General features: G+C 70.9%; 14 protein-coding genes. 9 read left to right on the top strand and 5 right to left on the bottom strand.

What is annotated here, in order from left to right:
• The first annotated feature begins 221 nt into the window (after positions 1-221).
• Positions 222-2,882 (top strand): FHA domain-containing protein, encoded by a 2,661-nt coding sequence (locus tag ACOBQU_RS30370; protein ID WP_423631428.1) that lies wholly within the window; start codon positions 222-224, stop codon positions 2,880-2,882.
• Positions 2,883-3,057: 175 nt separating this feature from the next.
• Here ACOBQU_RS30370 and ACOBQU_RS30375 read toward each other — a convergent pair whose 3' ends face one another.
• The gene (locus ACOBQU_RS30375; protein ID WP_423631430.1) at positions 3,058-3,747 is read right to left on the bottom strand and encodes a transglycosylase SLT domain-containing protein; all 690 of its coding nucleotides are present in this window, start codon (positions 3,745-3,747) and stop codon (positions 3,058-3,060) included.
• Between the two features lie 482 nt (positions 3,748-4,229).
• On the opposite strand from ACOBQU_RS30375, the gene ACOBQU_RS30380 reads away from it, so the two are divergent.
• The 4 genes from ACOBQU_RS30380 to ACOBQU_RS30395 all read left to right on the top strand — a co-directional run bounded on the left by ACOBQU_RS30380 (position 4,230) and on the right by ACOBQU_RS30395 (position 6,881).
• Positions 4,230-5,408, top strand: a complete 1,179-nt coding sequence (locus ACOBQU_RS30380; protein ID WP_423631432.1) for a GAF domain-containing protein — start codon at positions 4,230-4,232, stop codon at positions 5,406-5,408.
• The gene (locus tag ACOBQU_RS30385) at positions 5,401-6,045 is read left to right on the top strand and encodes a response regulator (protein WP_423631434.1); all 645 of its coding nucleotides are present in this window, start codon (positions 5,401-5,403) and stop codon (positions 6,043-6,045) included. The genes ACOBQU_RS30380 and ACOBQU_RS30385 overlap by 8 nt, the downstream gene beginning before the upstream one ends.
• Before the next feature lie 232 nt (positions 6,046-6,277).
• Positions 6,278-6,520, top strand: a complete 243-nt coding sequence (locus ACOBQU_RS30390) for a chaplin (protein ID WP_423631436.1) — start codon at positions 6,278-6,280, stop codon at positions 6,518-6,520.
• Positions 6,521-6,641: 121 nt separating this feature from the next.
• Positions 6,642-6,881, top strand: coding sequence for a chaplin (locus tag ACOBQU_RS30395; RefSeq protein WP_423631438.1), 240 nt, complete (start codon positions 6,642-6,644; stop codon positions 6,879-6,881).
• A gap of 208 nt (positions 6,882-7,089) precedes the next feature.
• On the opposite strand, the gene ACOBQU_RS30400 is transcribed toward ACOBQU_RS30395, so the two are convergent.
• A complete protein-coding gene (locus ACOBQU_RS30400; protein ID WP_423631440.1) occupies positions 7,090-7,872 on the bottom strand; it encodes a hypothetical protein in 783 nt (260 codons plus the stop codon).
• Positions 7,873-8,004: 132 nt separating this feature from the next.
• Between ACOBQU_RS30400 and ACOBQU_RS30405 the strand changes: the two genes are divergently transcribed.
• The 3 genes from ACOBQU_RS30405 (at position 8,005) to ACOBQU_RS30415 (ending at position 10,375) form a co-directional block, all read left to right on the top strand.
• On the top strand, positions 8,005-8,796 hold the full coding sequence (locus tag ACOBQU_RS30405; protein ID WP_423631442.1) for an ABC transporter ATP-binding protein: 792 nt from the start codon (positions 8,005-8,007) through the stop codon (positions 8,794-8,796).
• A 48-nt stretch (positions 8,797-8,844) separates the two neighbouring features.
• Positions 8,845-9,273, top strand: a complete 429-nt coding sequence (locus ACOBQU_RS30410; RefSeq protein ID WP_423631444.1) for an NfeD family protein — start codon at positions 8,845-8,847, stop codon at positions 9,271-9,273.
• 154 nt (positions 9,274-9,427) lie between these two features.
• Positions 9,428-10,375: an SPFH domain-containing protein gene (locus tag ACOBQU_RS30415; protein ID WP_423631446.1), complete on the top strand. Its 948-nt coding sequence runs from the start codon at positions 9,428-9,430 to the stop codon at positions 10,373-10,375.
• A gap of 82 nt (positions 10,376-10,457) precedes the next feature.
• Here the strand turns inward: ACOBQU_RS30415 and ACOBQU_RS30420 are convergent, their stop codons facing one another.
• The 3 genes from ACOBQU_RS30420 to ACOBQU_RS30430 all read right to left on the bottom strand — a co-directional run bounded on the left by ACOBQU_RS30420 (position 10,458) and on the right by ACOBQU_RS30430 (position 12,539).
• Positions 10,458-10,964: an HNH endonuclease gene (locus ACOBQU_RS30420; RefSeq protein ID WP_423631448.1), complete on the bottom strand. Its 507-nt coding sequence runs from the start codon at positions 10,962-10,964 to the stop codon at positions 10,458-10,460.
• Positions 10,965-11,111: 147 nt separating this feature from the next.
• A complete protein-coding gene (locus tag ACOBQU_RS30425; RefSeq protein ID WP_423631449.1) occupies positions 11,112-11,651 on the bottom strand; it encodes a YbhB/YbcL family Raf kinase inhibitor-like protein in 540 nt (179 codons plus the stop codon).
• A 105-nt stretch (positions 11,652-11,756) separates the two neighbouring features.
• Positions 11,757-12,539 (bottom strand): sporulation protein, encoded by a 783-nt coding sequence (locus tag ACOBQU_RS30430; protein ID WP_423631451.1) that lies wholly within the window; start codon positions 12,537-12,539, stop codon positions 11,757-11,759.
• Between the two features lie 190 nt (positions 12,540-12,729).
• Between ACOBQU_RS30430 and ACOBQU_RS30435 the strand changes: the two genes are divergently transcribed.
• Entirely contained in the window at positions 12,730-13,371 is a 642-nt protein-coding gene (locus tag ACOBQU_RS30435) for a DNA-3-methyladenine glycosylase (RefSeq protein ID WP_423631453.1), read from the top strand.
• Positions 13,372-13,788: the final 417 nt, after the last annotated feature.

Consider the following 13,788-nt stretch of genomic DNA (forward strand, 5'->3'; position numbering starts at 1 on the left):
GACTTGGGTGAAATGCGAGACATGGCCGCTATCCGCACCCGCTGAGAGCCCTTACCACTTTCCGGGGTGGTATCTGCCCCGTCAACGGGGCAGTCATAGTGGCCCGTACGCAGTCTTCACAAGGCCCGACTTTCGGTCAGAGCCCTCCGCCTGAAATAGTTCCTCCCGATGTTCGACATCCCTAGACTCCCCATGATGGGGGCAACTCGGGGGACAACTCAGTGGGGCATGGAGTGCCGGAACTCGTACTGGAATTGAATGGCAGGACCTGGACGCTGGATTCGTCCAGGGCGTACACCCTCGGACGGGATCCGCAGGGGGACATCGCGCTCGACGACGCCAGGGTCTCCTGGCGGCACGCGACGATCAGCTGGAACGGCCGGAGCTGGGTCATTGAGGACCACGGGTCCACCAATGGCACTTTCGTCCACGGGCAGCGCATCCACCAGATGGAAATCGGCCCTGGTTCGGCCGTCCATCTGGGCAACGCGACGGACGGCCCGCAGTTCGTCCTGTCGGCGGGCGCGGCGGCCGCGGCCGTGTCGGCGCCTGGCGCGGCGCAGCAGGCGCAGCACGCCGCGCCGCACCAGCCCGGCCAGGCCGGAGGTCAGGTGGGCCAGCAGGAGGCACCTGGCTGGGCCGCGCAGGCACAGCCCCAGGCGCCGTACCAGCCGCAGCCGCAGCAGATGCCGCCGCAGCAGGCCTGGCAGCAGGCCCCGCAGCAGCACCAGGCGCCGCAGCACCAGGCGCCGCAGCCGCAGCAGGCGCACGTACCGCAGCAGGCGCACGTACCGCAGCAGCAGGGCCCGGGCGCGGGCGTGGGGGCCGGTGGCGCGGCGGGGGCCCCGCCGGTCTACGGCGACCGCAGCCCGACCACGTTCCACCAGCTCGCGCTTGGCCGAAAGATGCGCATCGGCCGCGCCCTGGAGAACGAGCTGGTGGTCTCCGACCTCCAGGTCTCGCGGCACCACGCCGAGTTCACGTCGACGCCCGACGGCCGCTTCGAGCTGCGCGACCTCGGCTCGCACAACGGCACGTACGTCAACGGCATGCCGATCGCCAAGTCGTCCACGGTCCTGATCGGCCCGAACGACATCGTGGGCGTCGGCCACTCCACGTTCCGCCTGGTCGGCGACCGCCTCGAGGAGTTCGTCGACACCGGTGACGTCTCCTTCTCCGCGCGCCATCTGACCGTGACGGTCGACGGCGGCAAGCAGATCCTCAAGGACGTCACCTTCGGCGTCCCGGAGAAGTCCCTGATCGCGGTCATCGGCCCGTCGGGCTCCGGCAAGTCCACCCTGCTCAAGGCGCTCACCGGCTACCGGCCCGCCAACCAGGGCGACGTCCTCTACGACAACCGGAACCTGTACAAGCAGTTCGCCGAGCTGCGCCAGCGCATCGGTCTGGTCCCGCAGGACGACATCCTGCACAAGGAGCTGACCGTCAAGAAGGCCCTGAAGTACGCGGCCAAGCTGCGCTTCCCCGCCGACACCAGCGAGCAGGAGCGCGCCCAGCGCATCGACGAGGTGCTGCGCGAGCTGAAGCTCGACATCCACAAGGACAAGAAGGTCACCTCCCTGTCCGGCGGTCAGCGCAAGCGCGTCTCGGTCGCCCTGGAACTGCTCACCAAGCCGTCCCTGATCTTCCTGGACGAGCCCACGTCGGGCCTCGACCCGGGTATGGACCGCGATGTGATGCAGCTGCTGCGCGGCCTCGCTGACGACGGCCGCACGGTCCTGGTCGTCACGCACTCGGTGGCCGAGCTGGCGCTGTGCGACAAGCTCCTGGTGATGGCGCCGGGCGGCTCGGTGGCGTACTTCGGCCCGCCCGAGGAGGCGCTGAACTTCTTCGGCTACGACACCTGGGCCGACGTGTTCTCCGCGTTCGAGAACTACCGCGACTACGACTGGGCGGGCCGCTGGAAGGGCTCGCAGCACTACCAGATGTACGCCGCGGACATCGACTCGGTCGCCGCGCAGTCCGTACACATGCCGCCGCCGCAGGCGCTCAGCCCGCCCAAGCCGCAGAGCTGGGGCTCCCAGCTCATCACCCTGGTCCGGCGCTATGTCTCGGTGATCGCGTCCGACAAGGGCTTCATGGCCCTGATGCTGATCCTGCCCGCGGTCCTCGGCGCGGTGAGCCTGCTCATCGACCCGGACAAGGGCCTGCTGCCCAACGTGAACCCGCAGACCGGCAAGATCATCCCGAATGGCACGGCCACGACGGTCCTGCTGATCCTCGCGGTCGGCGCCTGCTTCGCGGGCGCCGCGAACTCCGTACGCGAGCTGATCAAGGAACGGGTGATCTACGAGCGCGAGCGCGCGACCGGCCTGTCGCGCTCGGCGTATCTGATGTCCAAGGTCATCGTCCTCGGCATGATCACGGTGCTCCAGGGCGCCCTGGTCGGCGCGATCGGCTTCTCGTCCCGCGAGATCCCGGAGAAGGGCCTGGTCCTGGGCAGCCAGGTGCTGCTCGAACTCTCCCTGCCGATCATGGCGCTCGGCTTCACCTCGATGATGTTCGGCCTGATCATCTCCGCCCTGGTGAAGACCGCGGAGAAGACCATGCCGCTGCTGGTGATGTTCGCGATCATCCAGGTCGTGTTCACCGGCTGCCTGTTCATCCTGCACGGCACGGTCGGCGTCAACGAGTTCTCGTACCTGATGCCGTCCCGCTGGGCCGTCGCCGCCGCGGGCACCACGCTGGACTTCAACAAGATCAGCCCCAATCCGGACGACCCGGGCAGCACGGACCCGCTGTGGGACCACGAGGCCGGTGCCTACCTCATGGACATCACCGCCCTGCTCGCCCTCGGCGCGCTCTGCGGCGTCCTCGTCGCCCGCTTCCTGCGCCGCCACGAGCCGGAGGTCATGCGCAAGTAGCGCGAGTACGCGGTACGCGGTACGCCGGACCGCGACCGGTACGCCGGGTCCGTACGCCAAGATCCGTACGCCAAGATCCGTACGCCAAGAAGGGCGGCACCCCGCGGGGGGTGCCGCCCTTCGGCGTCTGAGGTCGGCCTCGCTCTGGGAGGTCCGGTTCCAGGAGCGGTGGGACTCAGTAGGCGCCGTTGACGTTGTCGATCGAGCCGTACCGGTGGGCCGCGTAGTTGGCGGCGGCGGTGATGTTGGCGACCGGGTCGTAGATGTTCGTCGAGGTGCCCTCGACGTGGTACGCGCTGAACGTGGGCTGGATGACCTGGAGCAGGCCGATGGACGGGGTGCCCTTCTGGGCGTTGACGTCCCAGCCGTTCACGGCGTTCGGGTTGCCCGTCGACTCGCGCATGATGTTGCGGTGCAGGCCCTCGTAGGAGCCGGGGATGCCCTTGGCCTTCATGATGTCGAGGGACTGGCGGATCCAGCCGTCGAGGTTGTTGGCGTAGACCGGCTTGCGGGCGGCGGCGCGGCTCGCGGCCTCCTGCTTCCTGCGGTCCTCCTCGGCCTTCCGCTTCGCCGCGGCCTCGTCGTCGGCCTTCTTCTTCGCCGCGGCGTCCTTGGCCCGCTTGTCGGCGTGCGCCTGCTGCTTGCTGACGCTCTCGTGGACCGCGGCCTGCGCCTGCGCGGGGACGGACCAGGCGGCGGTGTGGCTGCCCAGCGCCTCGGTCCGCACGGTCTGGGCCTCGGAGCCGCCCGGCACGATCGAGAAGGCGAGGGCGGCGGCACCGAGCGTGGCGACACCGGCGATCGAGAGCTTCTGGGTCTTGGTCAGAGCGGCACGACTATGACCAGAGGGGACGCGCTGGGACATGGGAGGGGGACCTCTTCGTGGTTCGGGAGGCCGCTCTGCGCCGGTGGGGACAGGAGCTGGTGACCGGCAAAGCGCCGCGGTGCGGGACCGCGGCGCCGAGCGACGGGAGCAATTCTTAGCGGGCGCAAAAATGCGAGGCAAAGAAGTGACATACGAAGCCGGATAGTGGACGAGGGGGTGCCCGACCGCCTCGCACGCCCCCGTTTAGCCCACCTTTACGGGGTGGTGGCGTCCACTAGCGCGCTTCGTACGTGATGTGCGTCCTATGCCCGGGCTCACATCGAACGTGTAACAGTCTCACCATCCGTTGCGTGAGCAATGCGCTCGGTGAGCGTCGCCCTGCCCGCGGGGGAGGGGAACGCCCCCGGACTCGTGCCTCGCGAGGCCCGGGCGCGGGGCCCAGCGACCTAGGCCCCCGGGCCTACCCCGCGGCCGCCACACGACGGATACGCGCTGTCACACCCCGCCGGTACGGTGATCCCATGAGTCAAGGTCCCCGCTCCGGGCTCTCCGCAGTGAGCGCGGCGCTGCTCGCCATGAGCAGCCAGCTGGAGGTGCGCGACGTCCTCAAGACGATCGTGGTCTCCGCCCGGGAGCTGCTCGACGCCGAGTACGCGGCGCTGGGCGTCCCCGACGACCACGGCGGCTTCGCCCAGTTCGTCGTCGACGGCGTCAGCGAGGAGCAGTGGAGGGCCATCGGCCCGCTCCCGCGCCAGCACGGCATCCTCGCCGCCATGCTCCAGAAGGGCGAGCCGGAGCGCCTGGCCGACGTGCGCGAGGACCCCCGCTTCGAGGGCTGGCCCGCCGCCCACCCGGACATGTCCGACTTCCTCGGCCTCCCCATCAAGTACGGGGACGAGACGCTCGGCGCCCTGTTCCTCGCCAACAAGCTCCGCACCCCGCGGGGCCACCCCCCGGGCACCCCCAGCCGCAAGCCCCCGAGCGGCTGCGGCTTCGACGCGGACGACGAGGAACTGCTGTCGATCCTCGCCCAGCACGCCGCGATCGCCCTCACCAACGCCCGGCTCTACGAGCGCAGCCGCGAGCTGACCATCGCCGAGGAGCGCTCCCGCCTCGCCCACGAGCTGCACGACGCCGTGAGCCAGAAGCTGTTCTCGCTGCGCCTGACCGCCCAGGCCGCCACCACCCTCGTCGACCGGGACCCCGCGCGGGCCAAGGGCGAGCTCCAGCAGGTCGCCGCCCTCGCCGCCGAGGCGGCGGACGAGCTGCGCGCCGCGGTCGTGGAGCTGCGCCCCGCCGCCCTCGACGAGGACGGCCTGGTCGCCACGCTGCGCACCCACACCCAGGTCCTGGACCGGGCGCACTCGGCTCGGGTCAGCTTCGACAGCACCGGCGTGCGCGCCCTGCCCGCCGCCCAGGAGGAGGCCATGCTGCGCGTCGCCCAGGAGGCCCTGCACAACGCCCTGCGCCACGCCCAGGCGGAGCACGTCACGGTCACCCTGGAGAAGCGCGGCCCCGGCGCGGTGCTGCGCGTCACGGACGACGGCAGGGGCTTCGACCCGCGCGCCACGCGCCGCGCCGGGCGCCATCTGGGCCTGGTCTCCATGCGGGACCGCGCGGGCGGGGTCGGCGGACGGCTGACCGTGGAATCGGAGCCCGGCGAGGGCACCACGATCGAGATGGAGGTTCCCGGTGGCTGAGAACAGGATCCGGGTGCTGCTGGTCGACGACCACCAGGTGGTCCGCCGAGGACTGCGTACGTTCCTGGAGATCCAGGACGACATCGAGGTCGTCGGCGAGGCGGCCGACGGCGCCGAGGGCGTCGCCGCCGCCGAGGAGCTGCGCCCGGACGTCGTCCTGATGGACGTCAAGATGCCCGGCATGGACGGCGTCGAGGCCCTGCGCAAGCTCCGCGAGCTGGCCAACCCCGCGCGGGTGCTCATCGTCACCAGCTTCACCGAGCAGCGCACGGTCGTGCCCGCCCTGCGCGCGGGCGCCGCGGGCTATGTGTACAAGGACGTGGACCCCGAGGCCCTCGCCGGAGCCATCCGCTCCGTGCACGCCGGGCACGTCCTGCTCCAGCCCGAGGTGGCGGGCGCCCTGCTCTCCCAGGAGGAGGCCAACCACACGCAGGGCCGGGGCGGCTCGCTCACCGAGCGGGAGCGCGAGGTGCTCGGCCTGATCGCGGACGGCCGGTCGAACAGGGAGATCGCCCGCGCCCTCGTGCTCTCCGAGAAGACCGTCAAGACCCATGTGTCCAACATCCTGATGAAGCTCGACCTCGCGGACCGCACCCAGGCCGCCCTGTGGGCCGTGCGGCACGGCGTGACGGACTGACCGCGGCCCCCCGGGCCCCGGCCCCGCCCCGCCTCGTCCCGGCCCGCCCCGGCGCACGCCGGAGCGGGGCAGCCGCACGCCGGTGCGGGTCAGTGCGGACCGTCTCCTTCCGGACAGAGATTCATACCGTCGTGTGGATGTCCCCCACTTGGCGCATCCCCGGCGCGGTCCGGCCGTTCTCCAATGCGTGCTGCGGCGCCTCGCCGCAGCTTCCGCTAGGAGGGTTTCAGCAGTGAAGAACGTGAAGAAGGCCGCGGCCATCACGATGGTGGCGGGTGGCCTGCTGGCCGCCGGTGCCGGTGTCGCCTCCGCCCACGGCGCCGACGCCGACGGCGTGGCCAAGAACTCCCCGGGCGTCGTCTCCGGGAACCTGGTCCAGGCCCCGGTGCACATCCCGGTCAACGCCTGCGGCAACAGCGTCAGCGTCGTCGGCGTCCTGAACCCCACCTTCGGGAACGTCTGCGAGAACGTCTGACGGCGGCGGCGCGGCCCACCCACAGCGGCCGCGCCCCGCGCCACCGAGCATCCCCCCGCACGGCCGGACACCCCCCGTCCGGACACCCCCGTCACGAGTGCCCCCAGAAGGAACACACCCCATGAGCATCGCCAAGAAGGCCGCCCTCGCCGTCGTCGCCGCCGGTCTGGCCGCGGGCGCCTCCTCCGGAGCCGCCGTCGCCGCCTCCGACGCCAACGGCCACGCCACCAGCTCCCCGGGCGTCGGCTCCGGCAACCAGGCCCAGGTCCCGGTGCACGTCCCGGTCAACGCCACCGGCAACAGCGCCAACGTGGTCGGCATCCTCAACCCGGCGTTCGCCAACCAGACGCTCAACCACTGACACACGCACGGCGCCAAGGCCCCGCGGACCATCCCGGCCCGCGGGGCCCGCGCGTTCCCGGGGCCCCGCCCCTGCCGGGTGTCTCACTCCGCCGCGGCGGCGAGCCCCCCACCCCTCCTAGACCGGCGGTCCAAGCCACCCCTCCCTGACCGGCGGTCCGAGCACACCGCGACCACCCCCGCGCCCCGGCCCGCCGAAGGCCAGCCGATCACCCACGCCCCTGGGACTCGACGTAGGCGTTGTACGCGGCGACCTGAGCCCGCCGGGCCGTCCGCTCCACGGGTCTGAGCGCCTGGGCGCGCGCCGCCATCTCGGCGGCGCTCACCGCGCCGCCGTGCCCGTTCTCGTACGCCATCGACACCAGCAGACCGACCCGCTGCGCCAGCTCCAACACCCGCACCGCGCGCGGCGGATACCCCGGCGCGAGCAGCTCGCGCCCCCGCTCGACCCGCGCCCGGTACGCGTCGAGCGCCGCCTCAGCCACCGGCCCGGAGGCCGCCACGTCCAGCCGCGACAGGACCGCCGTCGCCTCCCGCAGGGCCTCCGCCAGCTCCCGCTCCGCCTCGCCCAGCGAGGGCACGTCCGCGGGCGGCGCCTCCCGCACCGGCAGACAGTGCCAGACCACCTCCACGTGCACATCGCCGTCCGGCCCCGCCTCGGACACCTCGGGCACGAGCCCGTACGGAGCGCCCGTCGCGACCACCGCCTCCTCGGCCTCCAGCGCCCGCTCGTTGAAGGCGGGCGGCCCGCTCAGGCCCAGCGGATGCCCCGGCGCGGGCAGCGCCACGCGCAACCCCGTCACGCCGAGCGCCCGCAGCCGCCCGAGCGCGAGCGTCAGACCCACGGGCCCCGACTCACCGGGCAGCCCCTCGACCCGGTGCACCGCGTCGTCGCCCACGACGGCGAGCACCGCGTCATCCGGCGAAACAAGTCCGGCCAAAAGGGCGTTTCCCCATGCGGCCAGGCGTCCAGAGCGTGGTTCGGAGAGCATGCCCACAGCCTAAGGACCGGCCTCGGGACGGGAACGCCCGCCCGGTGGCGTAGGTTTTATCCGGGGGCTGCGTCCACACAAAGTCCACAGACGCACGCGACAGCCGAGACTGCAATGGGAGAGACCGCGCTCATGAGCGAAGTACTGGAGCTTAAGGACGTATCCGTGGTCCGCGAGGGCCGGGCTCTGGTGGACCAGGTCTCCTGGTCGGTCAAGGAGGGGGAGCGCTGGGTCATCCTCGGCCCGAACGGCGCGGGCAAGACCACCCTCCTGAACGTGGCGTCCAGCTACCTCTTCCCCAGCAAGGGCACCGCCACCGTCCTCGGGGAGACCCTCGGCAAGGTCGACGTGTTCGAGCTGCGCCCGCGCATCGGCATGGCGGGCATGGCCATGGCCGACAAGCTGCCCAAGAGCCAGACCGTCCTGCAGACCGTCCTCACCGCCGCGTACGGCATGACGGCGGGCTGGCGCGAGGACTACGAGGACATCGACGAGCAGCGCGCCCGCGCCTTCCTCGACCGCCTCGGCATGAGCGACTACCTGGACCGGAAGTTCGGCACCCTCTCCGAGGGCGAGCGCAAGCGCACCCTGATCGCTCGCGCCCTGATGACCGACCCCGAGCTGCTGCTCCTGGACGAGCCCGCCGCGGGCCTCGACCTCGGCGGCCGCGAAGACCTCGTACGCCGCCTCGGCCGCCTCGCCCGCGACCCCATCGCCCCCTCGATGATCATGGTCACGCACCACGTCGAGGAGATCGCCCCCGGCTTCACGCACGTCCTGATGATCCGCCAGGGCAAGGTCCTCGCCGCGGGCCCGCTGGAGCTGGAGCTGACCTCCCGCAATCTGTCCCTCTGCTTCGGCCTGCCGCTCGTCGTCGAGCAGCGCGGCGACCGCTGGACGGCCCAGGGCCTGCCGCTGAGCTGATCGGTCACGCCCTGTCGGGAAGGGGAGTCGCGGACCTACCATGACCACGTGGACATCGACGCATGGGTGTGGTGGCTGATCGGCGCGGTCGCCCTGGGAATCCCGCTCGTAGTGACCGCGATGCCGGAGTTCGGCATGCTCGCCGTCGGCGCCGTGGCCGCCGCCGTGGTCGCGAGCCTCGGCGGCGGAGTGGCCCTTCAAGTGGTGGTCTTCGCCGCCGTGTCGGTCGCGCTGATCGCGGTCGTACGCCCGATCGCGGCGCGCCACCGCGCCCAGCGACCCGAACTCGCCACGGGAATCGACGCGTTGAAGGGCCGCCGGGCCGCCGTCCTGGAGCGGGTCGACGCCTCCGGCGGCCGCATCAAGCTCGCGGGGGAGGTCTGGTCGGCCCGGCCGCTCGACCCCGGCCAGAGCTTCGAGGCGGGCCAGGAGGTGGACGTCGTGGAGATCGACGGAGCCACCGCCGTCGTCATGTGAGATCGCGCCAGCAGGTGATCCGAACGCGCCCCGGGACACGCCGTGTTCTGACACACTCGACCAGCGAGATCCTCAAGATCTTCCGGAGACGCCGGGGGGATCGCCGAGGAGATCTTCCGGAAACGCCGAGGCATGAAGGGTACGGGGAACCACGATGGAACCAATCATCATCGTCCTGATCATTCTGGTGGTGCTGGTCTTCATCGCCCTGATCAAGACGATCCAGGTCATCCCACAGGCCAGCGCCGCCATCGTGGAGCGCTTCGGCCGCTACACCCGCACCCTCAACGCGGGCCTGAACATCGTCGTCCCGTTCATCGACTCCATCCGCAACCGCATCGACCTGCGCGAGCAGGTCGTGCCGTTCCCGCCGCAGCCGGTGATCACCCAGGACAACCTGGTCGTGAACATCGACACGGTCATCTACTACCAGGTCACCGACGCCCGCGCCGCGACCTACGAGGTCGCCAGCTACATCCAGGCGATCGAGCAGCTCACCGTCACCACCCTGCGCAACATCATCGGCGGCATGGACCTGGAGCGCACCCTCACCTCCCGCGAGGAGATCAACGCGGCCCTGCGCGGCGTCCTCGACGAGGCCACCGGCAAGTGGGGCATCCGCGTCAACCGCGTCGAGCTGAAGGCCATCGAGCCGCCCACCTCCATCCAGGACTCGATGGAGAAGCAGATGCGCGCCGACCGCGACAAGCGCGCCGCGATCCTCCAGGCCGAGGGTGTCCGCCAGTCGGAGATCCTGCGCGCCGAGGGTGAGAAGCAGTCCGCGATCCTGCGCGCCGAGGGTGAGGCCCGCGCCGCGGCCCTGCGCGCCGAGGGCGAGGCCCAGGCGATCCGCACGGTCTTCGAGTCCATCCACGCGGGCGACCCCGACCAGAAGCTGCTCTCCTACCAGTACCTCCAGATGCTCCCGAAGATCGCCGAGGGCGACGCCAACAAGCTCTGGATCGTGCCCAGCGAGATCGGCGACGCCCTGAAGGGCCTCGGCGGCGCCCTCGGCAACTTCGGCCCCGTCACCGGCGGCGGAGGCGGCGCCCCCAAGGCCCCGGCGGGCGTCGAGCGCCGCGAACAGCCGCCGATCGACTGACCGACTGACACCGCGTACGGATACGACGTGGGGGCGCCCTCCGCCAAGAGGGCGCCCCCATGTGCGTACACGCGTCAGATCGTCAGGCGGCGGACCCCGCCAGCCAGTCCGGGAGCGCGTTCCGCCCGTCCCGGCCGAGCGCGAGCAGCATCGCGTCCGCGGGCGTCGGCTCGAACGGCTGCCGCAGCAGCGGCATCCCCGCCTCCTCCGGCGTGCGGTCCGCCTTGCGGTGGTTGTCCACCGCGCACGAGGCGACCGTGTTCAGCCAGGTGTCCGCGCCGCCCTGGGAACGCGGCACCACGTGGTCCACGGTCGTCGCGCGCTTGCCGCAGTACGCGCACCGGTGCTGGTCCCGCACCAGGACCCCCCGACGCGACCATGGCGCGCGTCTTCGGAACGGCACCCGGACGTACCGGCACAGCCGGATCACGCGGGGCACCGGAAGGTCCACGTCGGCGGCGCGCACGCGCAGACCGGGGTGGGCGTGCTCCACGACGGCCTTGTCCTGGAGGACCAGCACGACGGCGCGGTTCAGCGTCACCGTCGACAGCGGCTCGAAGCTCGCGTTCAGGACCAGCGTGTCTCGCATCTCGCCCACCTCCCGTGTGCACCGGCCCACCCCCTGGCGGGCTGGGATCAACTCTGGCCGGGCACGCCGAGATGGACAACGCAATAAAAAAGGTGCCCGCCCCTGATCACTTCCATGACCGGGGGCGGGCAAACGTTGCGTGAACGGTCAGTTCTCCGCGACCGCCGCGTACTCGGCGATGACCTGCGCACGCGCCAGCGTGTGGAACCGGAGGTTGAAGCCGACCACCGCGGGCGAGGCGTCGGAGTCCGGGCCCAGCTTCTCCTGGTCCACCGCGTATACGGTGAACACATAGCGGTGCGCCGGGTCGCCGGGCGGCGGGGCGGCGCCGCCGAAGTCCTTCGTCCCGTAGTCGTTGCGCGCCTGCACGGCGCCCTCCGGAAGACCCTCGAACGCGCCGCTGCCCGCACCCGCGGGCAGCTCGGTCACCGAGGCCGGGATGTCGAACACGACCCAGTGCCAGAACCCGCTGCCCGTCGGGGCGTCCGGGTCGAAGCACGTCACGGCGAAGCTCTTCGTCTCCGGCGGGAAGCCCTCCCACCGCAGCTGCGGCGACGTGTTCCCCTCCGCGTACACCTGGGCGTCCGGCAGCACCGCGCCCGGCTCGAAGTCCGCGCTCGCGACCGTGAACGACGGCACGGGCGGGTGGAAGTCGTGCGGCAGCGGCGGCCTGTTGACGTCGGTCACGTGGGCACCTCCTGATCGGTTTGGGCTACGTCGATGACGACGCGTACGTCGGCCGGGCCGACCGCGTCGATGCGGCGCGGACGGTGATCCGCGCCGCCGACGAGCCTAGAACCAGTTGCGGCGGCTGCCGACCTCGGACAGCCAGGCGTTCAGGAACGCGGCCCAGTCGGTGCCCTGGTAGTCGTGCAGCCCCACCTTGAACGCCTTGTACGAGTCGCTGCCCTCGCTGAACAGGCCCGGCTTCTTGTCCATCTCCAGGACGACGTCCATCTCGCGCTCGTCGGCGACGAAGCTCAGCTCGACCTGGTTAAGGCCGCGGTACTGCTCCGGCGGGAAGAACTCGATCTCCTGGTAGAACGGCAGCTTCTGCCGCGTGCCCCGGATGTGCCCCTTCTCCATGTCCGCGCTCTTGAAGCGGAAGCCCAGCTGCCCGAAGGCGTCCAGGATGGCCTGCTGCGCGGGCAGCGGGTGGACGTGGATCGGGTCGAGGTCACCGGAGTCCACGGCCCGGGCGATCGCCAGCTCCGTCGTCACCCCGATGTTCATGCCGTGCAGCTCGCGCCCGGCGAAGTGGGTGATCGGCGTCTCCCAGGGGATGTCGAGCCCGAACGGCACCGCGTGCACCGCGTTCGCCTTCAGCTCGAAGGCCCCGCCGAGGCGCTGCTTGGTGAACTCGACGTCCTGCTTGAACTCCTGGTCGTTCCCCTCGACCTCGACGCGGGCCTGGAGGCCCACCGACAGCGCCTCGATCTGCTGGTCGACGGAGCCGCCCTGGATCCGCACCTCGCCCTGGACGACACCACCGGGCACGACGTTGGCCTCGGTGAGGACCGTCTCCACGGACGCGCCTCCGGCCCCCAGGCTCGCCAGCAGCTTCTTGAACCCCATGACTCTCCTCCCCAGGCGCTGCCTGTGGCTCGACTCGGTCGACGGATCTTCGGTGTGATCCCTACAAACGCGATCGGCGGGCGCGCGGTTCCCACCGCCCACCCCGCGCCCTCACCCTCTCTACGGGAGCGCCCGGAGGCCACCCTCCACGCCAAACCCGTACACGTTCGGTGCACTACGCTCGTGCGGCATGATCGCGGGACCTGACCGTACGCCCCTGCCCCGAGAGTTCTTCGACCGACCCGTCCTGGAGGTCGCCCCCGACCTGTTGGGCCGCGTCCTCGTCCGCAACTCTCCCGACGGCCCGATCGCCCTGCGCCTGACAGAGGTGGAGGCGTACGCGGGGGAGGCGGACCCCGGCTCCCACGCCTACCGGGGCCGTACTGCCCGCAACGCCGTGATGTTCGGCCCGCCCGGCCACGCGTACGTCTACTTCACGTACGGCATGTGGCACTGCCTCAACTTCGTGTGCGGCCCGGAGGGCCACGCGAGCGGGGTCCTGCTGCGTGCCGGGGAGGTCATCGAAGGCGCCGACCTGGCCCGCAAACGTCGACTATCGGCCCGAAACGACAAGGAACTGGCCAAAGGGCCCGCCCGCCTGGCCACGGCCCTCGACGTGGACCGGGCCCTCAACGGCGCCGACGTCTGCGCGGGCCCTCACGCCCCGCTCGCCGTCCTCACCGGCATACCCACCCACCCCGACCAGGTGAAGAGCGGTCCGCGCACGGGAGTCGGCGGCGAGGGCAGCGTCCACCCCTGGCGCTTCTGGGAGGCCGACGACCCGACGGTGAGCCCCTACCGGGCCCACGCTCCTCGCCGCCGCCGAACTTGACGGGGCCTTGGCAGGTCCGTAATGTGGCCCGAGCCGCTTGACCCGGGTACGGCATTCAGCCAGCAGCCGGAAGCGGCCAACCACTACCTACGACTTCCCTCAACGGGGTCCTTTTTGGCGTGCCCGCATGCCGAAATTCGATTCCGCGGAACTCGATTATGAGATGCCGGGGAAATCCGCTAACGTAGTGGACACGCCGAAAGGCAAGGCCCTCCAACGGCCACCGGAAATGAAATCCGAACCGGGAACGGAACGGAAAACGGATCTGGTAGAGTTGGAAACACGAAATACCGAAGGGAAGCGCCCGGAGGAAAGCCCGCGAGGGTGAGTACAAAGGAAGCGTCCGTTCCTTGAGAACTCAACAGCGTGCCAAAAGTCAACGCCAGATATGTTGATACCCCGTCTCCGGCCGGATCA

The organism is Streptomyces sp. G45 (assembly GCF_049542095.1).
Classification (GTDB): domain Bacteria; phylum Actinomycetota; class Actinomycetes; order Streptomycetales; family Streptomycetaceae; genus Streptomyces.

Coding starts and splice junctions, on each gene's coding strand:
- ACOBQU_RS30375 (WP_423631430.1), bottom strand. CDS start 3,747: ATGTCCCAGCGCGTCCCCTCTGGTCATAGTCGTGCCGCTCTGACCAAG.
- ACOBQU_RS30380 (WP_423631432.1), top strand. CDS start 4,230: ATGAGTCAAGGTCCCCGCTCCGGGCTCTCCGCAGTGAGCGCGGCGCTG.
- ACOBQU_RS30395 (WP_423631438.1), top strand. CDS start 6,642: ATGAGCATCGCCAAGAAGGCCGCCCTCGCCGTCGTCGCCGCCGGTCTG.
- ACOBQU_RS30400 (WP_423631440.1), bottom strand. CDS start 7,872: ATGCTCTCCGAACCACGCTCTGGACGCCTGGCCGCATGGGGAAACGCC.
- ACOBQU_RS30405 (WP_423631442.1), top strand. CDS start 8,005: ATGAGCGAAGTACTGGAGCTTAAGGACGTATCCGTGGTCCGCGAGGGC.
- ACOBQU_RS30415 (WP_423631446.1), top strand. CDS start 9,428: ATGGAACCAATCATCATCGTCCTGATCATTCTGGTGGTGCTGGTCTTC.
- ACOBQU_RS30420 (WP_423631448.1), bottom strand. CDS start 10,964: ATGCGAGACACGCTGGTCCTGAACGCGAGCTTCGAGCCGCTGTCGACG.
- ACOBQU_RS30430 (WP_423631451.1), bottom strand. CDS start 12,539: ATGGGGTTCAAGAAGCTGCTGGCGAGCCTGGGGGCCGGAGGCGCGTCC.
- ACOBQU_RS30435 (WP_423631453.1), top strand. CDS start 12,730: ATGATCGCGGGACCTGACCGTACGCCCCTGCCCCGAGAGTTCTTCGAC.